This window comes from Paludisphaera sp., from assembly GCF_037189885.1.
Classification (GTDB): domain Bacteria; phylum Planctomycetota; class Planctomycetia; order Isosphaerales; family Isosphaeraceae; genus Paludisphaera.
Window position 1 is genome coordinate 140,705 of record NZ_JBBCIR010000013.1, and the last position, 24,961, is coordinate 165,665.

Annotated in this window: 21 protein-coding genes and 1 pseudogene; 10 read left to right on the top strand and 12 right to left on the bottom strand. The window is 71.4% G+C overall.

Annotated elements, in window-relative coordinates; genetic code table 11:
• Nucleotides 1–37: 37 nt before the first annotated feature.
• The 3 genes from WG209_RS05850 to WG209_RS05860 are packed head-to-tail and all read right to left on the bottom strand — an operon-like array spanning nucleotide 38 to nucleotide 4,067.
• The gene (locus tag WG209_RS05850) at nucleotides 38–1,117 is read right to left on the bottom strand and encodes a prenyltransferase/squalene oxidase repeat-containing protein (protein WP_337174077.1); all 1,080 of its coding nucleotides are present in this window, start codon (nucleotides 1,115–1,117) and stop codon (nucleotides 38–40) included.
• Nucleotides 1,114–1,989 carry an SIMPL domain-containing protein gene (locus WG209_RS05855; protein ID WP_337174078.1) on the bottom strand — a complete coding sequence of 292 codons (876 nt, stop codon included), beginning with the start codon at nucleotides 1,987–1,989 and terminating at the stop codon, nucleotides 1,114–1,116. Before WG209_RS05855 ends, WG209_RS05850 begins: the two co-directional genes overlap by 4 nt.
• Complete coding sequence (locus WG209_RS05860) at nucleotides 1,986–4,067, bottom strand: PQQ-binding-like beta-propeller repeat protein (RefSeq protein WP_337174079.1); 2,082 nt, start codon at nucleotides 4,065–4,067, stop codon at nucleotides 1,986–1,988. Before WG209_RS05860 ends, WG209_RS05855 begins: the two co-directional genes overlap by 4 nt.
• A 173-nt stretch (nucleotides 4,068–4,240) precedes the next feature.
• On the opposite strand from WG209_RS05860, the gene uvsE reads away from it, so the two are divergent.
• The 3 genes from uvsE (at nucleotide 4,241) to WG209_RS05875 (ending at nucleotide 6,005) form a co-directional block, all read left to right on the top strand.
• Entirely contained in the window at nucleotides 4,241–5,158 is a 918-nt protein-coding gene (uvsE, locus tag WG209_RS05865; protein WP_337174080.1) for a UV DNA damage repair endonuclease UvsE, read from the top strand.
• A gap of 83 nt (nucleotides 5,159–5,241) precedes the next feature.
• A complete protein-coding gene (locus WG209_RS05870; protein ID WP_337174081.1) occupies nucleotides 5,242–5,505 on the top strand; it encodes a hypothetical protein in 264 nt (87 codons plus the stop codon).
• Nucleotides 5,502–6,005 (top strand): DUF2243 domain-containing protein, encoded by a 504-nt coding sequence (locus WG209_RS05875; RefSeq protein WP_337174082.1) that lies wholly within the window; start codon nucleotides 5,502–5,504, stop codon nucleotides 6,003–6,005. The genes WG209_RS05870 and WG209_RS05875 overlap by 4 nt, the downstream gene beginning before the upstream one ends.
• Before the next feature lie 15 nt (nucleotides 6,006–6,020).
• Here the strand turns inward: WG209_RS05875 and WG209_RS05880 are convergent, their stop codons facing one another.
• A complete protein-coding gene (locus WG209_RS05880) occupies nucleotides 6,021–6,812 on the bottom strand; it encodes an AraC family transcriptional regulator (RefSeq protein ID WP_337174083.1) in 792 nt (263 codons plus the stop codon).
• Between the two features lie 123 nt (nucleotides 6,813–6,935).
• Between WG209_RS05880 and WG209_RS05885 the strand changes: the two genes are divergently transcribed.
• The 3 genes from WG209_RS05885 to WG209_RS05895 are packed head-to-tail and all read left to right on the top strand — an operon-like array spanning nucleotide 6,936 to nucleotide 10,045.
• Nucleotides 6,936–7,832: a dihydrodipicolinate synthase family protein gene (locus WG209_RS05885; RefSeq protein WP_337174084.1), complete on the top strand. Its 897-nt coding sequence runs from the start codon at nucleotides 6,936–6,938 to the stop codon at nucleotides 7,830–7,832.
• 9 nt (nucleotides 7,833–7,841) lie between these two features.
• Nucleotides 7,842–8,780, top strand: coding sequence for a proline racemase family protein (locus WG209_RS05890; RefSeq protein ID WP_337174085.1), 939 nt, complete (start codon nucleotides 7,842–7,844; stop codon nucleotides 8,778–8,780).
• Nucleotides 8,777–10,045, top strand: coding sequence for an FAD-dependent oxidoreductase (locus tag WG209_RS05895; RefSeq protein ID WP_337174086.1), 1,269 nt, complete (start codon nucleotides 8,777–8,779; stop codon nucleotides 10,043–10,045). Before WG209_RS05890 ends, WG209_RS05895 begins: the two co-directional genes overlap by 4 nt.
• A 3-nt stretch (nucleotides 10,046–10,048) precedes the next feature.
• Here WG209_RS05895 and WG209_RS05900 read toward each other — a convergent pair whose 3' ends face one another.
• From WG209_RS05900 to galT, 5 genes are read right to left on the bottom strand one after another with little or no spacing between them, the layout of a single operon-like run.
• A complete protein-coding gene (locus tag WG209_RS05900; protein ID WP_337174087.1) occupies nucleotides 10,049–11,155 on the bottom strand; it encodes an endo-1,4-beta-xylanase in 1,107 nt (368 codons plus the stop codon).
• An 11-nt stretch (nucleotides 11,156–11,166) separates the two neighbouring features.
• Complete coding sequence (locus tag WG209_RS05905; RefSeq protein WP_337174088.1) at nucleotides 11,167–12,981, bottom strand: sodium:solute symporter; 1,815 nt, start codon at nucleotides 12,979–12,981, stop codon at nucleotides 11,167–11,169.
• Nucleotides 12,982–13,013: 32 nt separating this feature from the next.
• A complete protein-coding gene (locus WG209_RS05910; protein WP_337174089.1) occupies nucleotides 13,014–14,243 on the bottom strand; it encodes a hypothetical protein in 1,230 nt (409 codons plus the stop codon).
• Nucleotides 14,240–15,253 carry a hypothetical protein gene (locus tag WG209_RS05915; RefSeq protein ID WP_337174090.1) on the bottom strand — a complete coding sequence of 338 codons (1,014 nt, stop codon included), beginning with the start codon at nucleotides 15,251–15,253 and terminating at the stop codon, nucleotides 14,240–14,242. Before WG209_RS05915 ends, WG209_RS05910 begins: the two co-directional genes overlap by 4 nt.
• Nucleotides 15,250–16,290, bottom strand: coding sequence for a galactose-1-phosphate uridylyltransferase (galT, locus tag WG209_RS05920; RefSeq protein WP_337174091.1), 1,041 nt, complete (start codon nucleotides 16,288–16,290; stop codon nucleotides 15,250–15,252). The genes WG209_RS05915 and galT overlap by 4 nt, the downstream gene beginning before the upstream one ends.
• Before the next feature lie 126 nt (nucleotides 16,291–16,416).
• On the opposite strand from galT, the gene WG209_RS05925 reads away from it, so the two are divergent.
• A complete protein-coding gene (locus WG209_RS05925; protein WP_337174092.1) occupies nucleotides 16,417–17,640 on the top strand; it encodes a XylR family transcriptional regulator in 1,224 nt (407 codons plus the stop codon).
• Nucleotides 17,641–18,085: 445 nt separating this feature from the next.
• On the opposite strand, the gene WG209_RS05930 is transcribed toward WG209_RS05925, so the two are convergent.
• The 3 genes and pseudogenes from WG209_RS05930 to WG209_RS05940 all read right to left on the bottom strand — a co-directional run.
• On the bottom strand, nucleotides 18,086–20,635 hold the full coding sequence (locus WG209_RS05930; protein WP_337174093.1) for an alpha-L-arabinofuranosidase C-terminal domain-containing protein: 2,550 nt from the start codon (nucleotides 20,633–20,635) through the stop codon (nucleotides 18,086–18,088).
• A gap of 143 nt (nucleotides 20,636–20,778) precedes the next feature.
• Complete coding sequence (locus WG209_RS05935; protein WP_337174094.1) at nucleotides 20,779–21,156, bottom strand: type II toxin-antitoxin system VapC family toxin; 378 nt, start codon at nucleotides 21,154–21,156, stop codon at nucleotides 20,779–20,781.
• A gap of 122 nt (nucleotides 21,157–21,278) precedes the next feature.
• Nucleotides 21,279–21,392, bottom strand: a pseudogene (locus WG209_RS05940) (type II toxin-antitoxin system prevent-host-death family antitoxin); the annotation flags it as partial.
• Nucleotides 21,393–21,603: 211 nt separating this feature from the next.
• Between WG209_RS05940 and WG209_RS05945 the strand changes: the two are divergent.
• From WG209_RS05945 to WG209_RS05955, 3 genes are all read left to right on the top strand, one after another.
• Nucleotides 21,604–22,098 (top strand): chemotaxis protein CheW, encoded by a 495-nt coding sequence (locus tag WG209_RS05945; RefSeq protein ID WP_337174095.1) that lies wholly within the window; start codon nucleotides 21,604–21,606, stop codon nucleotides 22,096–22,098.
• Nucleotides 22,099–22,164: 66 nt separating this feature from the next.
• Nucleotides 22,165–24,099, top strand: coding sequence for a methyl-accepting chemotaxis protein (locus tag WG209_RS05950; RefSeq protein ID WP_337174096.1), 1,935 nt, complete (start codon nucleotides 22,165–22,167; stop codon nucleotides 24,097–24,099).
• Nucleotides 24,100–24,125: 26 nt separating this feature from the next.
• Complete coding sequence (locus tag WG209_RS05955) at nucleotides 24,126–24,953, top strand: protein-glutamate O-methyltransferase CheR (protein ID WP_337174097.1); 828 nt, start codon at nucleotides 24,126–24,128, stop codon at nucleotides 24,951–24,953.
• The last annotated feature ends 8 nt before the right edge of the window (nucleotides 24,954–24,961 follow it).

Consider the following 24,961-nt stretch of genomic DNA (forward strand, 5'->3'; position numbering starts at 1 on the left):
TCGACGGCGGTGCTCAAGGGCTCGTCCTTTCTCTCGATCAGCGCTGGAAGACGGGGAGGAACTTGAACGGCAGCTGGAGGATGACGGCGGCGATCGAGGTCCCGTACACCTGGCCGATGCCGTCGCCGTTCCAGGAGCCGTCGGGCTGCTGCTGGGCCAGCAGCTGGTCTCGGGCCTTGGGGAAGTACTCGTCCCAGTATTCGTCGCCGGCCATGTAGAAGCCCTGGGCGGCGTAGAGGTGGGCGTAGTAGTCGTGCCCTCCCCCCTTGCTCCAGCCCTCGGAGGCGCGGAACTGGTCCCAGACGTACTTCAGGCAGTCCGTGGCGATGGGGCCGTCGAACTGGCCCGCGTTGTAGAGGGTGGCGACCGCCGCGGCGGAGATCGCCAGCCGGGGGCCGGTGGCGCTCGCGAGCGAGTACTGGATGCCCCCCTCCGGCGTGCGGCACTTGTCCAGGTAGCGCACGGCCTCCTCGATGACCGATCGCGGCACCAGGAATCCCGAGTTCTGCGCCGCGCGGAGCGCCTGGACCTGGGTGACGGTGACCGAGCCCTCGTCGCCGCCGCCGGGGGTGTAGGTCCAGCCGCCGGCGCCGCTCTGCCCCTGGCTGGTGAGGGTCACGGCCTTGCGGATCACGGTCTGGACCTGCTTCCGCAGCGACTCCTTGGTGATCATCCCGTAGACGCTGGCGAGGAACAGCAGCGCGAAGCCGTGGCCGTGCATCGGGATGCCGCCGTCCTCGCCGGGGCCGGTGATCAGGCCGGACTCGGTCCCGCAGCGCACCAGGTACTCGACGGCCCCCTGGACGTTCCGCGAGTACTTCCCGCGCGTGGGGCCGTCGCCGTGGGCCAGCAGCGCCGTGCCGGCGAGGCCCGTCATCGCGACGGGATACGTCTGGCCGCCGCCGGTGATCCACGAGCCGTCGTCGGCCTGCTGCGCCGCGAGGAAGTCCAGGCCCTTCACCACGGCGCTGATCGCTTCCGGCGTGACGTGCTTGGGCAGGACCTCCTCGGCCGCCGGGGCCGACGGGGCGAGCCAGGGCCAGCCCCCCCCGACCGCGAGCGCCGGCGCGGCGGCGCCCGCGAGCCTCAGGAAGTGGCGACGCGACGGGGCGGTCACGGCTTGGCCCCCGCGACGGGCGTGATCGCGAACCGGACCGACAGCTCCACCTGGATGGGCACGGCCTGGAACTTCGGGGACGTCAGACGCTCGCGCTGCTCGTCGGCGTCGCCCGACTGATCCTGGAAGTTGTAGATGTAGACCCGCTGCTGGGGCTGGGCGTCGGCGTTCTCGCGGACGGACTGGACGGCGCCAAGCTCCACGCCGTTGAGCCGGGCCAGGCGCTCGGCCTTGGCGCGGGCGTCGGCGGCGGCCTTCGCGAAGGCCTCCTCGCGGATCTTGTCGTAATCCTCGACGACGAAGCGGACCAGGCTGGAGTTCGTCGAGATGTCGTAGCGATAGGCCGTGTAGGGGTCGACCCGCGGGCCGACCTGGGCGCCGGCGTCCTGGGCGACGTCGATCAGCCGGCCGACGAGCTGGAGGACCGCCTCCTCCTCCATCGACTCGATGCCCGACACCTTCACGACGAGCTTGCGGGAGAGCTGGACCTCGGTCCTGGTCTTGGCCCGCGCCCCCATGTCCATGCCCATGTAGGGGTTGAAGGCGGCGCCCTTCTGGCTGACGGCCGGCCCTCGCTCCTCGATCGCGACGTCGGGGAGCTTCAGCGCGGCGAAGGCGTCGCGCACGCGCTTGACGGCGTCGCGGAACTTCACGATGGCGTCGCCTGTCAGCTCGGCCGTCGCGGAGACGTCCAGGTCGATCTCCGCGGCCGTCGGCTTCGCGCGGGCGCTCCCCTTGCCGACGACGCTCAATCCTTCGTCGCGGACGCCCTGGGCGGCGACGGGGCGGGGAGAGGTCGCCGCGAGGGCGAGCGCCAGGGCCAGCACGAGGCCGGGGCCGGGGCCGTTCCCGAATGCGCGGGGGGGGCTCATCGCGGGGCGTTCTCCTTGGGGTTCGCCGGCGCGTCGTCCGGCCGCCGGGGGTACGCGGTGATCGCGCGGTTGGAGACGATCAGGACCCGATCCGGGGTCGTGATCAGGTCGGCCGAGTCGACGCCGAGGTCGTCGCCGCGGAAGATCCGGCGGACGGTCCCGTCGGCCGGGTCGAGTTCGAACACCCCGCGCGGGGTGGCCTGCCAGACGCCGTCGGGGCGGGCGATCACGTTCCCGCGATAGCTCCCGCCGGGGAGGCGGACGGCCCATCGCAGCTCGCGGGTCTCCGCGTCGAGCGCCGACAGCTCCTCGCCCCCGAGGTAGATCGTCCGGCCTTCCACGGCGGCGATCCTCGCCGCCTTGCCGATGGGGCGCCGCCAGGAGACGGCCATCCGGTCGGGGTCGATCGCGTAGACGCGGCTCGACTTCGCCCCCTTGAAGATCAGCGCGCCGTCGCGGTCGACCGGGGCCTCGCCGGCGGCCTGGGGCTCCTGCTGCTGGTTGCCGTAGGAGAAGTAACGCTCGGTCTCCAGCGGGGCGGTCTCGTAGCCGTACCCCCATTCGAGCGCGCCCGAGTCGGCGTCGAGCCGCGCGAGGATCCCGGCGTGGGTGTCGACGTAGAGCGAGCCGGCCCGGAGCAGCAGCCGGACCTGGGCCTTCGACTCGCGGCGGTTGGAGTAGTAGACGTGCTGCTCGGCCTGGCGCGAGACGGCGACCTCGGATTTCCACAGCAATCGGCCGTCCTCCGGCCGCAGGGCCAGGACCCATTGCTGCGGCAGCGGCTGGCCCTGCTGGGACTTCGCCGGGACGAACAGCGCGTCGTCGGCGAGCAGGGGGGGGCCGGTCGGCTCGTAGCCGGCGAGGTCGGGGAGCTCGGCCAGCTTCCAGAGGACCTCGCCGTCCTCGGCGTTCCGGCATTCGAGCTGGTAGGCGGCGGAATAATTCTGGTCCTTCGGGTCGCGCGAGACGGTCCACAGCCGCTTGCCCCGCGCGAGGATCGCGTAGCGCTCGGGGTCGAGCATCTGGCCCATGGGCTGCGAGGCGAACCGCCGGAGGTCGTGGAACGACCCGGTGCGCCAGAGGAGCTTGCCCGTCTCCAGATCCAGGGCCAGGATGCGGCCGAGGAAGTTGAGGTAGAGCCTCCCGCCGTCGACGCTCGCCGCCGGCGCGGCCGACGACAGCGCCCCGGCGCGCCACTGGTTCAGCTCGATCGTCCCCATGCCGGCCTCGATCGTCTCGGCGATCAGGAACCGCCAGGCCGGGGCGACGCCCTCGGCCGGGGCGATCGGGCCGGCGTCCGGGGCCGCGGCGGCGACGGCCGGCGATTCGGGCGAGCGGCCGGCCTCGAGGATTCGTCGGAGCGCCTCGGGGGCCGACTCCGTCCGGCCGGCGACGTCGACGGACTCGTCGCGGTGACGGTCCTCGATCTCCTCCCGCAGCTCGGCGAACTCCGCTCGCCGGCCGGCGCGGGCGAGGGCGACGGCCGCCTTGACCGCCAGCGGGGCGGGGGGGAGGTCGACGTCGTTCCGCTTCAGCACGGCGAGCCAGCAATCGGCCGCGCGGTCGAACCGGCCTTCCTGGAAGTAGAGATCCCCCAGCCGGTCGGCCGCCTTCGCGCCGACGGTCGTGGTGAAGTAGGCCGAGAAGAGCCGTTCCAGGTTGGCCTTCTCGGCGTCCCCCTGGGCCTGGTCGAACAGCTTCTGGGCCTCGGCGTCGTGGAACAGCCGATAGGCGGACTGCCCCTCGGGGGGCAGCGCGGAGAGGACCTCTCGGCGCTTGCGGGCGACGGGTATGATGAAGCCGTCGGCGCCGTCGACGAACCGCCGGGCCTGGTCCTCGTTGATCGAGTAGAGGGCCTTGAAGGCCCGCTCCCAGGCGCCCCGCTCGCGGAAGCGGTCGAAGTCCTCCAGGGCCTCCTTGACCTCGGTCGTGGCCGGGGGCATCTGGAACGGCCTGGCGGGGTCGTCGTTGGAGACCTTGTCGGGATCCGTCGGCCGGGCGTCCTGCCCCCGGGCGACCGGAAACGAGGCCAGGCAGGCGAGGGCGAGCGGGAGTGCGATTCCGAGCCAGATCCGCATGCCGCCTCCGTGGAGTAGACTGGTCATCGGCGCCGCGCCGACCGCGAACGGCTTAAGGAATTGGGAGACCGCGGCGAGAGGCTGGCCGCGACGATAGACAGTTGTAGTGGCCATGAGGCTCGCGTGCAAGGCTCCACTTATCGCCGTACCGAAATTAATCGAGAAGACCGCGCATGATCCGACTCGGACTCTGCTGTGCGTTCCGCGACGAGCCGATCAAGTTCCGAACGGCCACGGCGGCGGCGCTATCGCGACTGGACCGGGCCGAGGCGGATTCGCGGCTCTCGGCCCTCTGCCTCGCGAACGCCGACGCCCTGCTCGCGGCGTTGCGATATTGCGCGGCGTCGGGGATCGGCTGCTTCCGGGTCAACAGCCAGGTGTTGCCGCTGAAGACGCAGCCGACGTTCGCCTACGACGTCGCGGCGCTGGGCGACGCCGAGGCGATCGTCGCCCGCTTCCGCGCCTGCGGCGAATTCGCGCGGTCCAGGAACCTTCGGACCTGCTTCCACCCCGACCAGTTCGTGGTGCTCAACTCGCGACGCCCGGAGGTGGTCGCCGCGTCGGTCCGCGAGCTGGAGTATCAGGCCGAGGTCGCCGAGTGGATCGGCGCCGACGTGATCAACATCCACGGCGGCGGGGCCTTCGGCGACAAGATCACGGCGCTGGCCGATTTCGCCAGGGCGCTCGACCTCCTCTCGCCACGAGCCCGGTCGCGTCTGACGGTCGAGAACGACGACCGCGTCTACACGCCGTCGGACCTGCTCCCGATCTGCCGATCGGCCGGGATCCCGCTCGTGTACGACGCCCATCACCATCGCTGCAACCCCGACGGCCTCACCGTCGAGGAGGCCACCGCCGCGGCCCTGGAGACCTGGGACCGCGAGCCCATGTTCCACATCTCCAGCCCCATCGCCGGCTGGGACGGACCCCGCCCCGAACGCCATCACGACTTCATCGACCCCGCCGACTTCCCCGACTGCTGGCGCGATCTCGACGCCACCGTCGAGGTGGAGGCCAAGGCGAAGGAGGTCGCCGTGGCGCGGCTCTTGCTCGACCTGGAGGCCGCGGCGGCGGGCCGATCCGACGAGTGACCGCGGTGGGAATAAAAAGTGCGTGCCGTCGGGGGCGACCACGATTCGCCCTCCGTCCCCCACGGCGGCCGAGGTAGGACGACATGAAGCGACTCCGCCGACTCGCCTCCTGGTGCCTTTACGCGTCCTGCCTCGCGGGCGTGGCCGACGCCTGCCCGGTCTGCGACACCGACACGGGCAGGAAGGTGCGCGCCGGGATCTTCGGCGAGGACTTCGGCCCGAACCTCGTGGTGACGCTGGCGCCGTTCCCGATCGTGCTGGGCGTCGCGGCGGCCCTGCACTTCGGGCTCTCGTCGCGGGGGACGACGGGCGAGGCCCATCGACCGATCGAGGGAGGCGGGGGATGACCGAGGCAACGAATCGCGGGCCGCTCGTCTCGGCCGGGACGCTGATCGGAGCGGGCCTGGGGGGCTTCCTCGACGGGATCGTGCTCCACCAGATCACGCAGGTCCACAACCTGTTGTCGGGCAAGTACCCCCCCACGACGCTGGTGAATGTCGAGATCAACATGTTCTGGGACGGCCTCTTCCACGCCCTCTGCTGGGTCATGACCGCCCTGGGCCTGGCGCTCCTCTGGCGCGCCGGCGGGCGGGCCGACGTCCCCTGGTCGAGCCGGACCTTCGTCGGTTCGCTGTTCCTGGGCTGGGGCGTCTTCAACCTCGTCGAGGGGGTCGTCGACCACCACGTCCTCAAGATCCACAACGTCGTCCAGAGGCTCGGCGAATCGGCGTGGGATTACGGATTCCTCGCGGTGGGCGGCCTCGGCATGATCGCTATCGGATGGGCCCTGATCCGATCCGGCCGAAACGACGCGGAGCCTCGCGGCCGGTCGCCTGTCGTGGGGTGACGCCGTCCGGGCTCGCTAGCCCCCCTTGGCCTTCGTGCCGGCGCGGCCGGCGGATCGGTATTCGAGCGGGGTCAGGCCGATGGTCCGGCGGAACTGGCGGGCGAAGGCGCTCTGGTCGGAGTAGCCGCAGGCCAGCGCGATCTCGGCGACGGGGCGGTCGGTGCCGCGGAGGAGTCCCGAGGCGGCGTCCATCCTCAGCTTGAGGAGCAACTGCCCGGTGGATAGGCGGAACAGCCGGCGGATGCGTCGGTCGAACTGGTATCCCGAGAGGCCGGACGCCGCGGCGAGCGACGCCAGCGTCAGGCGCTCGTCGGGGTGGTCGCGGGCGTGCTGGACGGCCTGGGCGACCTCCTCGTAGCCCTCGTCGCGCTCGGAGGGGGGATGGAGATCGCGCGACGAGCCGACGAGCCCCACGATCCGCCCCTCCGGCCCCCACAGGGGGAGCTTGTTCGTGAGGCACCAGCCCTGATCGCGGCCGGGGTAGATGTGCAGTTCAAGCTGGTCGACGACCGCCGCGCCGGCGCGGAGCACGGCCTCGTCCTGCTCGCGATAGGAGCGGCCGAGCGGGCCGGGGAAGACCTCCTCCGCGGTCTTGCCGAGGATCGCGCGCTTGTCGCGCTCGCCGCAGCGCTCCGCGAGCGTCCGATTCACCACGACGTACTCGGCCCGCTGGTTCTTCACGAAATAGACCAGGTCGTCGAGGCGATCGAACAACTCCTCGCCGGTGAACGGCGAGGCGAGCGAGCCGAACAGATCCGACACGGCCGACTCCGCCATGGGATGCTCCACGTTCCGGGCGACGATCACGCGCGGCCGTCGCCCCATTATGCGCGGAATCGAGTCGAGGAGGCGTGAAGCGCCAAGATCGCCGAGGGCCGCCGCGATAGGATGGAGCCCTTGTTCGACGACCGAACGCGGGGGGGTAGGCCGATGCGACAGCGATGGTTGGGCGTGTTCCCGGCGATGACGACGCAATTCCACGAGGACCAGTCGCTCGACGCGGCGGGGACCGGCCGGCACGTCGAGGCGATGGTGGAGTCGGGCGTCGGCGGCCTCGTGATGTGCGGCTCCCTGGGCGAGAACCAGGCGATGGAGCCCGACGAGAAGGTGGAGGTCGTCCGGACCGCCGTCCGCGCCGCGGGGGGCAAGGTGCCGGTGGTCGTCGGGATCGCCGAGACCTCGACCGCGAAGGCCGTCCGCGCGGCTCGCGACTTCGCCAGGGCGGGCGCCGCCGGCTTCATGATCATGCCGCCGATGGTCTACCGCCCGGACAACGCCGAGGCCGACGCCTTCTTCCGGACCGTCGGCGCGGCGACCGACCTCCCGTGGATGCTGTACAACAACCCGATCGCCTACACCGTCGACATAACCCCGACGCGGCTCGCCGAGTTCGCCGACATACCCAACCTCATCGCCGTGAAGGAAAGCTCGTCCGACCCCCGGCGGATCATCGAGATCCGCCTGCTGCTCGGCGACCGCTTCGATCTGTTCGTCGGCGTCGACGACCTCATCCTCGAGTCTTCCGTCCACGGCCTCGACGGCTGGGTCGCCGGCTCCGGGATCGCGTTCCCGGCCGAGAACCAACGGCTCTGGGACCTCCTGCAAGCCGGCCGCTGGGACGAGGCCCGCGCGCTCTACCGATGGTTCTCGCCGCTGATGAAGCTGGACACCCACCCCAAGTTCGTCCAGTACATCAAGCTGATGACGCAAGAGGCCGGCCTGGGTACGGAGTGGGTCCGCGAGCCCCGCAAGCCTCTGGCGGGCGAGGAGCGCGAACGCATCCTGGCGATCATCCGACGCGGGATCGAGACTCGCCCGAAGGGCTGAGGAGGCGCGATGCGACGCATCCAGGTGATCGACACCCACACCGGCGGCGAGCCGACCCGCGTCGTGGTCGGCCGCGGCCCCGACCTGGGCGACGGCCCGCTATCGGCCCGCCGCGACCTGTTCCGCGAGCGGTTCGACCGGTTCCGATCGGCCGTCGTGAACGAGCCCCGCGGCTCCGATGTCCTCGTCGGCGCGCTGATCGTCCCGCCGCATGAGCCGGGGTGCGTGGCCGGCGCGATCTTCTTCAACAACGTCGGCGTCCTGGGCATGTGCGGGCACGGGACGATCGGCCTGGCGGTCGCGCTGGCCTACCTGGGGAGGATCGGGCCGGGCCGCTACAGGCTCGATACCCCCGTCGGCGTCGTGGGTTTCGAGTACCACGGCGGGGCGCGCGTCTCGGTCGAGAACGTGCCGAGCTATCGATATCGCCGGGACGTGAGCGTGGACGTCCGGGGAGACGGCCCGGTCGTTGGGGACGTGGCCTGGGGGGGCAACTGGTTCTTCCTCGCGCCGGTCGGGGCTCCGATCGTCCTGGACGACGTGGCCGCGCTGACCGCGCGGGCCGCGAGTATCCGCGAGGCGCTGGAGGCGTCCGGCGTCACCGGTGCCGACGGGGCGGAGATCGACCACGTGGAGCTAATGGGGCCGCCGGCGGACACGAACAACCACGCGCGGAACTTCGTCCTCTGCCCCGGCATGGCCTACGACCGGAGTCCCTGCGGCACCGGCACCAGCGCCAAGCTCGCCTGCCTCGCGGCCGACGGCAAGCTCGCGCCGGGCGAGGCGTGGCGGCAGGAGAGCGTGGTCGGCAGCGTCTTCGAGGGTTCGTACCGGCCGGGCGAGGGGGGGCGGATTCATCCCGTCATCGCCGGGGAGGCGTACGTCACCGGGGAGGCGACGCTGCTGATCGACCCCGCGGATCCGTTCGGGGAAGGGCTCCTGCCATGAGCGAGACCAGGCGGGCGGTGGTCGTCGGCGGCGGGGTCGTCGGGGCGTGCTGCGCGTACTACCTGGCCAGGGCGGGGCGGTCGGTCACGCTGATCGACGCGGCCGGGTTCGGCTCGGGCTGCTCGCGCGCCAACTGCGGCTACATCTGCCCGAGCCACGCCCTGCCGCTCGCCGCGCCGGGGGCGCTGCGGACGATCCTGCGCGTCATGGCCCGCCGGAACTCGCCGATCCGCCTCAAGCCGGGCGTCCTCCTGCGAAATCCCGGGTGGTTCCTCGCGTTCGCCCGCCGGTGCAACGAGCCGGACATGCTATCCGCCGGCGCGGCGATCTCGGCGCTGCTGCGGTCGTCGCGATCCCTCTACGACGACTTGATCCGCGACGAGGGCATCGACTGCGACTGGCGGACCGACGGCCTGCTGTTCGTCTTCCGGTCGCCGTCGGTGATGCATCATTACGCGGAGGTCGACCGCCTCCTGAGCGAGCGGTTCGAGATGCCGGCGCGCCGGATCGAGCCGGCCGAACTGGCCGAGATGGAGCCCGCGCTCCGCCCGGGACTGGCCGGGGCATGGCTTTACGAGCGCGACGCCCACCTACGCCCGGATCGGCTGATGGCCGAGATGCGGCGGGTGCTCGCGGGGCTCGGCGTGACGATCCATGAACACCGCGCGGCGACGGGGATCGTCCGCGAAGGGAGCCGGGCGACCGCCGTCCGGACGGCCGTCGGCGACATCCCGGCCGACGATGTGATCGTCGCCGCCGGGGCGTGGACTCCGACGCTGGCGCGCGAGATCGGCTGCCGCGTCCCGATCCAGCCGGGCAAGGGGTACTCGTTGACGTATCGCGAGGTCGAGGACCCGCCCCGTCTGCCGATGATCTTCGAGGAGGACCGCGTGGCCGCGACCCCGTTCCGCGACGGGTTCCGCGTCGGCTCGATGATGGAGTTCGCCGGCCGCGACGCCTCGATCAATCGCAAACGCCTGGGGGTCCTGACGGAGACCTCGGCCCGCTACCTCAGGACCCGGCCGATCGGCGAGCCCGAGGAGGAATGGGCCGGCTGGCGGCCCATGACGCCCGACGGCCTGCCGATCATCGGGCCGAGTCCGACGCTGGGCAACGTCGTCGTCGCGGCGGGCCACAACATGCTGGGGATGTCGATGGCCACCGCGACGGGAAGGCTCGCGGCCGAGGTCGCGACCGGGGCGACGCCTCATCTCGACCCCGCGCCATACTCGGCCGAACGGTTCGGCGGCCGTCGCGGGCGCTGAGGCTTACTGGTCCACCTCGACCCCCATGACGGCGCGGAAGGCGTGCTTCGGCTCGGCGTCGCGGTCGAAGAGGAGGGGGTGCTCCGTGCGTCGCCAGGGGAAGTAGTTCAGCCAGCTCCGGCCGTCGTGCAGGTTCCAGAAGGTCACGCGGTCGATGGATGCGGAACGGTCGACGAACAGGCTGAAGAGCCGGGCGTACTGCTCGGCCTGCCTCTCCAACAACTCAGGCGGGCATCCGTCGGCGAGGGCATCCTTCCTGGCGATCTCCGCGCGTCGACTCGGGTCGGCCCCCCACCAGGGCGCGCTCGGCACGACGCCCAGGTCTAGTTCGGAGACGATCGTCGGGAGCCCCTCGGCGTCCAGCGCGTCGATGAGGGCCTCGATGTCGCGGAAGGGGACGCGGTCGACCTCCCAGTGCCCCTGGATCCCGACGGCGTCGATCGGGGCCTTCCGCTCCCGCAGCTCGCGGACAAGGCGCAGGAGCGCCTCGCGCTTGCGGGGCGACTCGACCCCGTAGTCGTTGTAGACGAGCCGGGCGTCGGGGTCGGCCTCGCGGGCCCATTCGAACGCCCTGGCGATGAAATCGGGCCCGACGATGGTCGTCCAGCCCGAGGGCCGGAGATACGGCCCCGAGTCGTCCAGCGCCTCGTTGACGACGTCCCACGAGGCGATCCGGCCGCGATAGCGCGCGACCACCGTCTTGACGTGCGTCTCCAGCCGGGAGAGGACCAGCTCGCGCGAGGCCGGCCCGTCGCCGTCGCGGAAGAACCAGCGCGGGGTCGTATCGTCCTTCGCCCAGAGCAGGGTGTGGCCGTGGACCTGGAGGCCGTTCCGCTCGGCGAAGTCGACCAGGGCGTCGGCCTCGTCGAAGCGGAACACCCCCTCGCGGGGCTGGATCGCCCGCATCTTCATGGAGTTCTCGGCGGTCACGCCCCCGAACTGCTCCAGGATCAGCCGGTGCTCCGCCTCCGAGTAGTCGTCCGGGACCCGGCCGCCGAGGGCGACCCCGACGACGAAGTTCGGGCCGAACTTCGCCCGCAGGGACGCCGGCTCGTCCGCGCCGAGGGCCGCCAACGCGAGGGCCAGCGTCAGGTGGATCATCCCGCTCATCGTTCCCCCTCTCAGCCGCGGAAGTAGACGTAGGCGAACAGGATCCCGGCCAGCACCACGGCCGAGGCGACCACGTCGGTCCAGTCCCAGCTCGCCCGGGTGCGGGCGCGGTCCTCGTCCGTCGCGGTCGCGAAGGTCAGGCCGCGGATGCGCTCGTAATCGGGCGCGGGGGTCAGGTAGCTGACGACCACCAGGACCGTCGCGGAGACGATCGCGATGAGGACGCTGAAGTACTGGAAGTAGATGTTGTTCACGATCCATAGGAACGACCCCGGCGCGTAGCCGTTCTCGTACCCCTTCAGGCCCAGCGTGACGGGCGTGTCCACGAGCATGCGGAAGGCGCCCATCAGGAAGCCGATGGTCATCGCCCAGAAGCAGCCGCGGCCGTTGAGCCGCTTGAACGTCACGCCCATGAAGAAGACCACGAAGATCGGCGGCGCCAGGTAGCCCTGCACGGCTTGCAGGTAGTTGTACAGCCCGCGCGCGCCCTGGATCACCGGCAGCCACGCCAGCGCGATGACCACCGTGCCGGCGGTCGCGATCTGGCCCACGCGGACGACCCGCGCCTGCGACGCCTGGGGCCGCCACTTCTGGTACAGGTCTACTGTGAACAGCGTGGAGCAGGCGTTGAAGACGCCGGCCAGCGAGCTCATCAGGGCCGACAGCAGCCCCGCCACCACCAGCCCCCGCAGCCCCGTCGGCAGCAGGTGCTTCACCAGCAGCGGGAAGACCGCCTGGGCCTCGCGCGGGACGGGCTGGCCGTCGGCCGTGACCATCGCCTCCAGCCCCGGCACCTTGCCGCTCTTGGCCAGCGCGAAGCCGATCATGCCCGGGACGAGGAACAGGTAGACCGGGAGCAGCTTCAGGAAACCCGCGAAGATGCTCCCGCGCCGCGCCGTCCTCTGGTCGGGCGCGCCAAGGGTCCGCTGGACGATGTACTGGTCGGTGCACCAGTACCAAAGGCCGATGATCGGGGCGCAGAACAGCATGCCGAGCCAGGGGTAGTCCCCGTTGAAGTACCACGCCTGCCGGACCACCCGGCCCGCGGCGTCCGTCTCCAGGACCGGGGCCCACGTCCCCTCCACCCCGGCCGGGATCAGGGGACGCCAGAGGTTGAACATGTCCGACCCGCAGAGCCGCCGCAGCTCGCCCCATCCGCCCAGGGTGTAGAGGCCGTAGATCGTCAGCGCCGCGGAGCCCAGGATCAGGACGACCGTCTGCACGGCGTCGTTGTACGCCACCGCCCGCATGCCCCCCAGGACGGTGTACAGGCCGGTCAGCAGGATCACCAGGATCGACCCGAGCCAGAAGCTGTCGATCACCACCCCGCCCAGGTCCAGGCTGACTTCCGGCAGCAGGGTGGCGAAGACCACGCCCCCCGCGAAGACCCCCACGGCGATCTTCGACACGATGAACATCACGATCGACACGACCGACAGGACGTATCGCGAGGCGGGCGAGAACCGGCGCTCCAGGAACTCCGGCATCGTGAAGACCATCGAGCGGCTGTAGAAGGGCACGAAGACCCAGGCCAGCACCAGCACGCACCAGGCGTGCAGCTCGTAGTGCGCCATCGCCACGCCGTCGGCCGCCCCCGACCCGGCCAGGCCGACGACGTGCTCCGATCCCACGTTGGAGGCGAAGATCGACGCCCCCACCACCCACCAGGAGAGGTTGCGCCCCGCCAGGAAGTAGTCGTCGGCCGTCTCCTTCCCCTTGCGGATGACCCACAAGGCCACGGCGAGCAGGAGTCCGAAGTACGTGCCGACCACCAGCCAGTCGAGGCCGGTGAGGGTCGAGGCGGAGTGGGCTTGCGCGATCAGCATCGGGAGGGATTCCGCTAAAGGGTGATGATGGGTCAGAGTATCAACGCGGGCGTCCCCGCCCGTTCGGCCAGCCGGCGAAGCTCGACAAGCGACGCGGCCTCCAGCAGGACCACGACCGTCCCGCCGCAACCGCCGCCGCTGGCCCTCGCCCCGTAAAAGCCGCGTCCGGGGCCCATGCCGCGGACGGCCTCGACCATCGCGTCGGTCTCCGGCGAGCCCAGGCCGATCGAGCCGTATCCCAGGTGCGACTGGTACATCAACTCCCCCACGACCCGGAGCGTCCCGGCCCGGTCGGCGCCCCAGGCGCGGAGCAGTCGCTCGGCCAGGTCGCCGCGGTGGTTCTCGCCGACGGCGAACTCGGTGCCCGCCCGAGCGGGGTAGCGACGATCGGGGTCCACGTCCGACCTCGGGTCTTCGAGCCAACCGAATCGGGCGAGGAACTCCGCGCCGGTGATCCAGCCGGGCAGGTCGTCGGCCGTGACGCCGCCGACGACCGATGGCGGCAGCTCCGCGAGGTGGTCGATCCGCCGCCCGAGGGCCACTTCCAGCATCCGCTTGCCCATAAAGGCGGCCGTCCGCGCCGTGGCGTATTCCGGGCCCGAGACCGCGTGCCTCACGCCGCTGGGCCAGCCGGCGACGATCGCCCCCTCGGGGAGCGGGACCGGTTCGCGGAGCACGTCGGGGCGGCAGAGGATCGGCAGGAGCGAGCCGGGGACGCCGTGCGCGGCGGCGAGTTGGTCCATCAGCCCGCAGGGGGCGCCGACGACCTCGTTCTCGGCCAGCTGCGCCAGCCTCGCCAGCGCGGTCCCCTCGAACCGGCGGCCCGAGCCCGCCTCGAGCGCCCGGAGCGTCGCCACCTCCAGCGCCGCGCTGCTGCTCACCCCCATCGACGTCGGCACGTCGGTCTTGATCTCGATGGACAGGCCGCCTTCGGGCCGCCACCCCATGGCGCGGCCGAAGAGGAACAGGCATCCTAGCGGGTAGCGGGCCCAGCGCGGGGCGTCGTGGGCGTCCAGCCAGGCGACCAGCGGCGCGACCTCGCCGGACGGGGGGACCAATTCGTCGGGGTCCGGCGAGGGGAGTTCCACGACGCCCTCCTGGTCGCTCGCGACGCGCAGGCGGGGCTGGGCGGTCGGCGTGATCGCGACGCGGGTCGTCGCGCGGATGGGGGTCTGGAGGACGAGCGAGCCGCTGTAGTCGGCCACGCCTCCCAGGAAGTCGAGCCGGCCGGGGGCCTCGCCCAGCCAGGGGGGAGGGGTCATCGGAGGAGTTCCTCCATCAGCCGGGCCAGGATCGGCCGGACCTGGGCCGCGAGGGCGGGGTTGGCGTAGCCCATCCACGAGACCGGCGACGTCGTGTCGAGCGGGGCGTCGAGGGGCCGGCCGTCGGGCTGCTCCACCACGCCGCCGGCTTCTTGCAGGAGCATCGCCGCGCAGATGTCGTAGGGGTGGCAGACCAGGGCGGACTCGATCCCGAGCTTGCGGTGGGCCATGGGGCGCAGGTCCCCGATCATGCGATCGTGGCCGACGAGAAGCTCGTGGAGCTGGCCGCCAGTCGAGAGGTACTGGTCTTCGAACACAACCGGAGAGCCCCCGCCGCCAGGCCCGTGCAACTCGCGCCAAAGCCGCTCCTCGACCTGCGCCAGCAGCGCCTTGCCCTCGGGGAAGAACCGGGCGAGGGCGGCGAAGCCGTGGCGGAAGTCGGTCGCGCGGGAGGGGCGGAGCGAGATCGGCCGACGGGCGCCGTCGCGGATGTCCACCCGTTCGGCGACCAGCCCCGAGGGGCCTCGGCCCCGGATGCCGCTGACCTGGTCGGACGCCCATTGCTTGCTGGTCGGCAGCTCGGTCATCGCCGCGACCCGGACGTCCGCCAGTGTCGCCGACCCTCCCCTCCGCGGCGCCAGCGCCGCGAGCACCCACGCGGACCTCTTGTCATACATCAGCCCGCGCGTCCCGTCGATGGGGTCGAGGATGCACGTGAACGCCGCGCGGTCGACGGGAGTCCCGGCGGGGAAGGTGGGGACGTGGTCCTCCACCCCTTCCATCACCAGCTCGACGGGGAGGTCGGCGGGCCAGTTCGCTTCGAACCAGGCGATGACGGCCGACTCGCTGATCTTGTCGATGCGGTAGATGGTGTCGGCGGCGGTGACCTCGGCGACCTCGGCCAGCTCCTCCGCGGCGTGAGAGTCGCGCGCCGCGAGGACCGCGTCCCGGATGCGATCCTGGAGCCCGCACAGGAGGCCTCGCGCCCGATCCTCGTCCGCGTTCGTCATCGAGCCATCCTTTTATAATGGGGGCCGCCCGCCGCCTGAAGCTCGGCGGCCTTCTCGTTGGGGTCGGACTCGTTGGTCATGGAACCGCCGCCGATCTCTGGGCCGGCGAGGTACTTCATCGTGTCGGGCTTCCGCAACGGGGGATGGAACTCGACGTGGAACGGGAAGGTGGAATGGTCCTCCCCGTCCGTCGGGGCCTGGTGGATCGCCATCACGTAGGGCATCGGCATTCGCCAGAGGTTGTCGTATCGCGTGGCGACCTCGCGGATCATCAGCCCGAGCGCCCCCCGCTCCGAGGGCGAGAGGTCGGCCAGCGACGCGACCTGGCGACGGGGGAGGATGAAGACCTCGTAGGCGTACCGGGCGAACCAGGGGACGCACGCCAGGAAATGATCGTTGGCGGCGATCACGCGCGGGCCGGCTTCCTCGCGGGCCCGGACCTCCTGGCCCAGGTATTCCCCCGTCCGATCGAAGTGTCGGCGGGCGGCGGCGGCCTCGCGTTCGACGTGGCCGTAGATCAGGCCGCCGGCGTAGATCTGGCAGTGGGGATGCGGGTTCGACGTGCCGACCAGGGCGCCCTTGTTCTCGAAGACGAGGACGTGATCGACCTCGGGCCGGGCGGCCAGCGCGGCGTGGCGCTCGGCCCAGAGGTCCACGACGGCGGCGGCCTCGGCGTCGGTCAGGTCGACGAACGTCTTGCCGTGGTCGGGGTGGTAGCAGACGACCTCGGCCGTGCCGCGCGCGTCTCGCGTGCGATACAGTTCGTCGCCGCCGGAGACCGACGGGGCGTCGGGCCCGAAGCAGGGGAGGTCATTGGTGAACCAGTACGCGCCGGAGTAGGGCGGGTTCTCGCCGCGGAGGCGCCTGTTGCCGGGGCAGAGGGCGCAGGTCGGGTCGTGGGAGGGCGGGTCGACGTCGGCCGGCTTGTGGGTCTCGCCGATCCACGGGCGGCCGCCGCGGTGGGGCGTGAAGAGGATCCACTCCTCCCGCAAGGGGTGCCAGCGCTGCTCCCAGGCGACGCGGGGTTCGGCGGGCATGGCCTTGGCGTTCTCCATGGGGTCGGGCGCGGGCGCGGGGACTGGTCACGAACATACGGCGTGGGTGACTTGGATTCGAGGCCGCGTCCGCGCGGAAAAACGTCGATTCCGCGCGGGAGACCGGTCATGATGGCCGTGGGAGGGGTCGCCGCCATGAGCACGCCGCGGATCGCCCTGTTGATCGAGACCTCGCGCGGCTACGGCCGGCAATTGCTGCGGGGGATCGTGCGCTACGCGCGGCTGCACGGCCCCTGGGGGTTTTACGTCACGCCGGGGGACTTCCTCCAGGCCGTCCCCCGGATGCGGTCGTGGGGGGGCACCGGGATCATCGCGAGGGTGGAGACCCCGGCGGTGGCCCGGGCGGTGCTGGCGTCCGGGGTGCCGACGATCGTCCTGGGGCTGTCGGACGAGCAGTTGCGGCCGGAGAGCCCGCTGTCCCGTCTCGACGAGGTCGTTTCCGACTCCCACGCCGCGGGCCGGATGGCGGCCGATCACCTGCTGGAGCGAGGGTTCCGGCATTACGCCTACGTCGGGTCGCGAGGCCGGGTCTGGTCGGGGAGGCGGCAGGAGGGCTTCACCTCCCGGCTGCGCGAGGCCCGCTTCGAGCCCCACGTCTACGTCCAGCCGAGGGCCCGTCGGGTCGCGGCCGACTGGGAGCGCGAGCAGCCCGCGCTGGCCGGATGGCTGGAGGGGCTCCCCCGGCCGGTCGGCGTCATGGCCTGCAACGACGAGCGGGGACGCGAGGTCCTGGTCGCCTGCCTCCACGCCGGGCTGAGGGTCCCGGAGGAGGTCGCCGTGGTGGGGGTGGACGACGATGAACTGCTGTGCGAGCTGGCCGATCCGCCCCTCTCCAGCGTGGTCCTGAACGCCGAGGCCGGCGGCTACCGCGCCGCGGCCCTGCTCGACCGGATGATGCGAGGCGAGCGGCCCGAGCCCCGACGCATCCTGGTGGAGCCGCTGCATGTTCGGGCCCGTCGTTCCACCGAGATCGTCGCCCTCGACGACCCGGAGGTCGCGGCGGCGCTCCACTTCATCCACGACCGCGGCACGGAGGCGATCGGCGTCCCGGACGTCGTCGCGGCGGTGATGATCTCGCGGCGGGCGCTGGAGCAGCGGTTCCGCGCGGCGACCGGCCGGACGGTCCATGACGAGATCAGGCGGGTGCGGCTGGAGCGGGCGTGCCGCCTCCTGATCGAGACCAATCTCCCCGTCGCCAGCGTCGCCGACGCCTCGGGATTCGGCCGCGTGAGCTACCTCGCCCAGTCGTTCCGCCAGGCGTTCGGCGTCACCCCGGCCCGCTACCGTCGCCGCATGCGCGACGGCGTCGCGGACCCGCCGGTCGTCCCCTGAGCGCCCGTCGCGATTGGCTTCGTTCGCGCGCCGCGGTTTCACGCGATGTCGTCTCAAGGCAATGGCTCCCCGTGAGTTGCGGCGGATTCTCGTTGGCTTTGTTCGTCGTTTTCGAAGAGGTTTTCTTGCGTCCTCGGGGCCACGGGCACGGGCCGATCCGGGGATGGCGCGGCCAAGCGAGCGTGTCGTCTCATTGGTCCGAGCCGCTCCCGGACTTGCATGGATCGGTCATCGTCGCGACACGCGCCGCTCCCCGTTCCCCCCTTGCCCGGAAACGGCGCTCCGGGCGGCGATTTCGATGCGACCGAATTTTCAAGGAGCGGCACGATCATCCGACTCCTTGATGATCACGTCGGGCCGCGTCGTGATTTCATGTCTTCCGAAAATTGTCGCGGAATTCGCCCCGGCCCCCCGCCGCCTCGCGACGCGGGGGGCGTGGCTCGGATCACCGGCCCGCCGGCTTGAGGCGGAAGATGGTGAACGAGTGGGGGGGGAAGGCGTGGCGGAAGGTCTTCGAGGCGGCGATCGACTCGCGCCTCGGTGCGACTTTCGTCGGCTCGTCGACCGTGTTGACGGCGCCGGGGTCGCCGGAGAGGACCAGGATGGTCGCCTCGGGGGCCACGGCGGCCACGCCGGCGATGTCGATGTCGGCCGAGATCGGGGCGCGGCCGGCGTTGACGACCTTCAACAGCACGGCGTTGTCGGATTCGTCCAGGGTGGCCGTCGCCACCATGGGAGGCGGAGCGGGCTCGGGCTGGTGGGTCGCGTCGGTCACGAGCTGGCCGTCGATGTATCCGCGGACGCGGTGTCCGGAGACCTCCAGGCGCAGGTCGTACCAGCGGCCCGTCTCCACCCGGAAGGGGGACGGGTCGCCGTACGGGGCGCGACGCCCGCCGTCGGCGGCCTCGGGCTGGGTCCTGGAGTTCTCCCAGCCGCCGACGTTCCACCATCGGTAATGGTCGTCGTCGGCGGCATGCCAGATGATCAGGAAGCCCTCGCGGCCCTTCAGCTTGCGGGCGCGGACGTTGATGACGTAGTCGGTCCAGGCGCGATCGCCGAGGAACGCCCACGTCTCCGAGTCCCAGGCGCCCGGCCGGATCGCGCCGTCCTGGGCCTTCCACGGTGCGCCGACCGAGCGATACGCGCGGACCTCGCTCGCTTGCGCCGGGCCGAGGAGTTCGCGGCCGTCGGGGGCGGTGACGGAGAGGTCGGCGTACTCGACGTCCGTACGCCACGCGCCGAGGCCGACCGCCCCGGCGGGGCTCTCGGCCAAGGAGTCGGCCGGCGGCGGGTCGAGCGCGACCGGCAGCACGACGTCGCCGGCGTTCTGGGCGAGCATGGCCTGGGCGTGGTAGCTGGGGGAGCCGTAGCTCCGGAGGGCGTCGTAGCCGATCAGGTTTGTGCGCCACTGCCAGCCGCGGGGGTAGCCCCTGGCCGGGTCGGCCGGGCTGACGTTCGCCAGCAGGGGGGCGTAGCACTGCATGACGACGGCGTCCGAGTTGCGCTCCAGGCCCATGGCGAAGGCGGCGTCGCTCAGGGCGGCGTTCAGGGTGGGGGTGGGCTCGCCGTCGTGCGCGGCCCACTCGCCGACGATGGTCTGGATGCCGTCGGGCTGGCGGCCGTCGAACCCGCCCCCCTCGAACTTCAGCGGAGGCGCGTCGGCGGGCCGGGGGTCGTAGAGGTCGGTCATGCGGAACAGCTGGCGAGGGCTTCGGTAGAAATGGTCGTCATAGAGGTCGGGCTTGAAGCCGGTGACGGGGGCGCTGGCGATGATCTTCAGGTGGGGATAGCGCTCGCGGATCGCGGCGGCCATCTGGGTGAAGCGGCCGTCGTAGCCGCCGGACTTGTCGAACCAGTCCTCGTTGCCGATTTCGACGTAGCGGAGCGGGAAGGGCTCCGGGAAGCCGTCCTCGGCGCGTTTGCGTCCCCATTCGCTGTCGGCCGGGCCGGCGACGTATTCGATCTGTTCGAGGGCCTCCTGGGTGTAGAGGGCCATCTCGGGCGTGCCCGCCTTGACGTAATCCCCGTTGAGGACGTATCCCGCGAACAGGCCCAGCACCGGCTCGGCGCCGAGCTGCTTGCACCACAGGAGGAATTCCGGCATGCCGAGGCCGTCGGACGAGCGATAGCCCCAGCATCCCATGTGTCCCGGCCGGCGGTCGGGGGGGCCGATCGTCTCCTTCCATCGGAAGCGGTCGGAGAACCGATTGCCCTCCAGGTAGTTGCCGCCGGGGAGCCGGATGAACCTGGGCCGCAGGCCCGCCATCAGCTCCATCAGGTCGGGCCGCAGGCCGTCGGGGACGCCCTGGTAGGTCGGCGGGAAGAGGGAGACGAACGAGAACCAGGCCCGCCCCGGCCCCTTCGCCGAGAGGACGAACCGGGCCTCGGCCGTCGTCGGCGCGTCGGCGCCGGTCGTCAGCGTGACGGTGTACTTTCTCCAGGTCTCCGAGGCCGGCGCGGCGTCGGCCCTGGCGACCACCACGTCGCCGGCGTCGACGACGAGCGAAGCGGTCACGGGCCCGGCGAAGCCTTCCCCGCCCCTGGCGTAAAACGTCGCCGTGTAGGTGGTGTTGGGCCGGACGGGGATTCCCCAGTAGCCGTCGTTGGCGACCCCGGCCTCGGCTCGGTCGGGGAGGTCGAGGCGCAGGCTGACCGGGAGCGCCGGGTTGACCGGGGCGTCGCGGTCGAGGGCCACCTTGCCCGGACCGACGACGGACCAGTGGATCGGCGCGCCGTCCCTGATCGGCCCCGGGTCCTGGAACGTGCGATTCTGGATCAGCTCGGCGAGGAGGCCGCCGTCGTAGGCGTGGTTGATCTCCTCGGTCATGAGCCCGTACAGCATCGGGGAGACCCGGACGCCCGGATTCGCCGCGTCCACGCGGATCGTCGCCGCCGGCGCCTCCGCCCGCGCGTCCCCGCCGGTCGGCCACGCCGCCGCGACGAGCCCGAGGCCGAGCCCCAGGGAGGTCGCCCGCGAACGAAACGTTGATCGCATGATGATATGCTCCCGGCGAGTTTCGATCTTCCGGCCGCGCCACGTCGCGCGGCGTCGTCTCACAAGGCGACGATAGGCGGACGGGGGGGCGGTAGACAGGCCGGGACGCGCAAAAAAAGGACGAGATCGCGCAGGGGGCGTGGTCAAGCGACGATGTGCGGCACGCCGTGGCGCGGCATGTTCGGGTCTCGGCTGACGAGCGTGAGCCCCTCGCATCGCGCCTGAGCGATGAGGATCCGGTCGAAGGGATCGCGGTGGACGAGGGGGAGCGAGGCGACGGCCAGGGCATGCTGGATCGTGATCGAAAGCGGCACGAACCGATTGGCGGCGAGCGCGGCCGGGAGGTCCTCCGGCGCGTCCAATTTCCCTATCGTTTTTTTTATGACGATCTCCCAAACGACGGCCGCGCTGACGTAAACAACGGACGAGCCGTCCTGGATCGCCTCCTTCGCGGCGTCGGAGAGGAGGTTGGGATCGTCCAGCCACCGGAGGAAGACATGGGTGTCGAGGAGTAGCCGCATCCCGGCGGGATCCCGAATGCGTCGGCCAGGTCGTCGGGTAGCGAGTCGAAATCCTCGGCCATGCGGACTTGGCCTTTCCACTGGCCGCCGACGCGGGGCGAGGCGTCGGGCTGGATCGGGACCAGACGCACCAAGGGCCTCCCCTCGCTGGCAATCACGACTTCCTCCCCGCGGAGGGCCTGCTCGACCAGCAGCGACAGGCGACTTCGCGCTTCGTCGATGTTCGCGATTTCCATGGGACCTCCTAGGCTTTAGTTAAGTGTAGCCCGGCCGCGCGAGTACGCCAAGGATGCCCGCGTCGCCGTCGGCCGCGACGGTCGCGAGGAGTGCGGCGATTTTAGCGGACGCGCGGGTCGCGATTCGGTGGAATGACGGCCGGGGGGGGCTGGCCCCGGTGATACAATCCCCTTCAGGCCGCACAGCTTACCGAGACGCACCGAGGGCACGATGAGCCAGGACGCCCGATCGACGCCGACGACCGCGCGCGACGACAACCCGGTGTTGCAGTTCGTGGGGTTCCGCCTGGGCGACGAGGACTACGCGATCGCCATCACGAAGATCCAGGAGATCATCCTGATGAAGCCGATCACGCGGCTCCCGCAGGCGCCCCCGTACATCGAGGGGCTCATCAACCTGCGCGGGGCGGTGATCCCGGTCGTCAACCTGCGGAAGCGGTTCGACCTGCCCCCGCGCGAGATCGACGACGAGACGCGGACGATCGTGGTGAACGTCCACGACAAGACGGTCGGCTGCGTCGTCGACGCGGTGACGCGCGTGATGCGCATCAATCGCGACCAGATCCAGGCGTCGCCGCTGGCGTCGGCCGGCGAGTCGTGCCGGTACGTCTCGGGCCTGGCCCGGCTGGACGAACGGCTGCTCATCATGCTGGACGTGGAGAAGCTGCTCCATCTCGACGACGCGACGGCCGTCACCGCGTCGTGACGCCGCGGCCCTACCTCCGTTCAAGCCCCCGTCGACATCCATCTCGAGGCGAGGTCCCGGACGATCATGAGCCCCACGCCCCACGACCCCGAGGCCAGCACCCCCCAGGAACGGCCGGAGCGCAAGCGGCCCTCCAGGAGCCGCCGCGCGATGGCGACCGCGGCCGACGTCGACGACCGCGAGGCCGGCGGGGCCGGCGGGGTCGATCCGCGCCTGTTCCAATGGATCGTCGAGAGCGCGCCGGTCAACATGTTCTTCGCGGATCTCGACCGCAAGATCCGGTACATCAGCCCCAGCGGCCGCGCGTCGCTGGAGCGGATGCGGGCCCACCTGCCGATCCGGGGGGGCCGGGTGATCGGCGAGTCGATCGAGATCTTCGACGGCGACGCGGTGTGCCGGCTCGGGGACTCGGCCGACTTCGGCCCCGAGTCGCGGACGATCCGGATCGGCCCGGATACGATCGAGCTGGACGTGGCGCCGGTGCTGGACGACGCGGGGCGGACGCGGGGCGGGACGTTCACCTGGGAGGTGGTCACGGAGCGCGAGAAGGAGCGTCGGCGCGAGATCGAGGAGCGGGAGGACGCCACGGCGACCGTCCGTCTGCTGACCGCGCTGGGGGGCGCGACGACGGCCGTCGAGGCGGCCGGGGTGGCGCTGCGGACGGTCTGCGAGGCGTTCGGCTGGTCGTACGGCTCGTACTGGGAGGTCGACCCCGCCGACAACAGCCTGCGCTGGGCGGCCGACACCGGCACGGTCGACGAGGAGTTCCGCCGGACCAGCGCCGTCTCGCGGTTCCGCGAGGGGGAGGGGCTCAACGGCCAGGCGTGGCGGTCGCGCGAGCTGATCTTCGTGCCGGACCTCGGCGAGATGGTCGGCTGCTCGCGGGCGCCATCGGCGAAGCGGAACGGGATGAAGTCGGGCATCTGCTTCCCGATCGTCCTCGACGGCCGGGTCGTGGGCACGATGGACTTCTTCACCCGAGAGGTGATCCACCCGTCGCCCTCGCGGCTGGAGGCGCTGCGGATGGTGGGCCGGCAGGTGTCCGAGGCGGTGGAGCGCGTCGACCGCCGGGCGAAGCTCGACCACGCCAAGCGCGACCTGGAGGAGAAGGTGGGCCGGCTGATGGCCGCCGCGCGGGCCGCGGCGTCGGGCGACCTGAACGTGGCGATCGACGTCCGCGGCGAGGACGACCTGGGGCGGCTCGGCGGCGCGCTGGCGGAGATGATCGGGGATCTGAAGGAGGTCATCGGCCAGGTGGTGGAGTCGGCCGGGCAGTTCGCCGAGGGGGCGCGGGTGGTGGCCGAGAGCGCCAGCTACCTGAGCGAGTCGGCCCAGAACCAGGCGGCGACGGTGGAGGAGATGTCGGCCTCGGTGCACCAGCTCTCGCAGGCGATCGGCGACATCGACCGCAACGCGGCGTCGGCCGCGGGGCTGGCCGAGGACACGTCGCGGCTGGCCCGCGAGGGGGGGGAGTCGGTCGAGCAGGCGGTGGAGGCGATGGTCCTGATCAAGAAGTCGAGCGAGCAGGTCAGCGACATCATCCAGGTGATCGGCGAGATCGCCGGCCAGACGAACCTCCTGGCGCTGAACGCGGCGATCGAGGCGGCCCGCGCTGGCGAGCACGGCCTGGGCTTCGCCGTCGTGGCCGACGAGGTCCGCAAGCTGGCCGAGCGCTCCAGCGCCGCGGCCAAGGAGATCACGTCGCTGATCAAGGAGTCGACCCGCCGCGTGGCCGACGGCGCGTCGCTGTCGGAGAAGGCGGGCGAGGCGCTGTCGCGAATCGTCCGGGGGGTGGAGGAGACGGCGGTCGGCATCGGCAAGATCGCCGCCGCGGCGCGCGAGCAGGCCGAGTCGTCGGCCGAGGTCGGCAAGGCGATCCAGGACGTCTCCACCCTCACCGAGACCAACGCCTCCAGCGCCGAGGAGCTGTCCGCCAGCGCCGAGCAGCTGGGCGCGCAGGCGGCGTCGCTCAAGCAGGCCGTCTCGCGGTTCCGGGTTTGACGCCGTCCGACCGGGGGGCGACCGCCGTGCACCTCATCGAGCTGACCGAGGACGAGTTCGCCCGCTTCCGAGAGCTGGTCTACCGCGCCAGCGGGATCCGGGTCGCGGAGAGCAAGCGCGTCCTGATGTCGAACCGGATCCGCCGGCGGTTGCGCGAGACGGGGATCGAGGGCTACTCGCGCTACTACGATTTCCTCCGATCCCCGGCCGGCAAGCCCGAGATGCAGCCGTTCCTGGACGTGGTGACCACCAACGAGACCTACTTCTTCCGCGATGAGGCCCACTATCGCTGGCTGGCCGACGAGTTCATCCCCGAGGCCGTACGCGAGGCCCGCGCCGGGCGGCGGCCCCGGTCGCTGCGGCTCTGGTCGGCCGCGTGCAGCACCGGCGAGGAGCCCTATTCGATGGCGCTGAAGCTCGCGGCGAGGCGCGTGGACCTGGCCGGCTGGCGGCTGGAGATTTTGGGGACCGACCTGAGCGCCACGGCCCTCGCCGCCGCCGAGGCCGCCGTCTACGACGAGCGGGCCATGCACCTCGTCGGCCCGGGAGACCGCCGCGCCTTCTTCGACGAGGGGCCCCCGGGGCGATGGACCGTCCGCCCCGAGGTCCGGGCGCCGGCGAGGTTCCGCCTGCACAACCTCATGGAGCGGATGACCGGAGAGCCGTTCGACTGCGTGTTCCTCAAGAACGTGCTCATCTACTTCGACGCGGCCAGCAAGCGGAAGGTCGTCGAGACGGTGACGGCCGCGATGGCGAGGGGCGGACTGCTGGTGCTCGGCCCGACCGAGGGGGTCCACGGGATGCTCGACGGGCTGGAGAAGGTCAAGACCTGGCTCTATCGCAAGGGGGGCTGAGGGCCGGC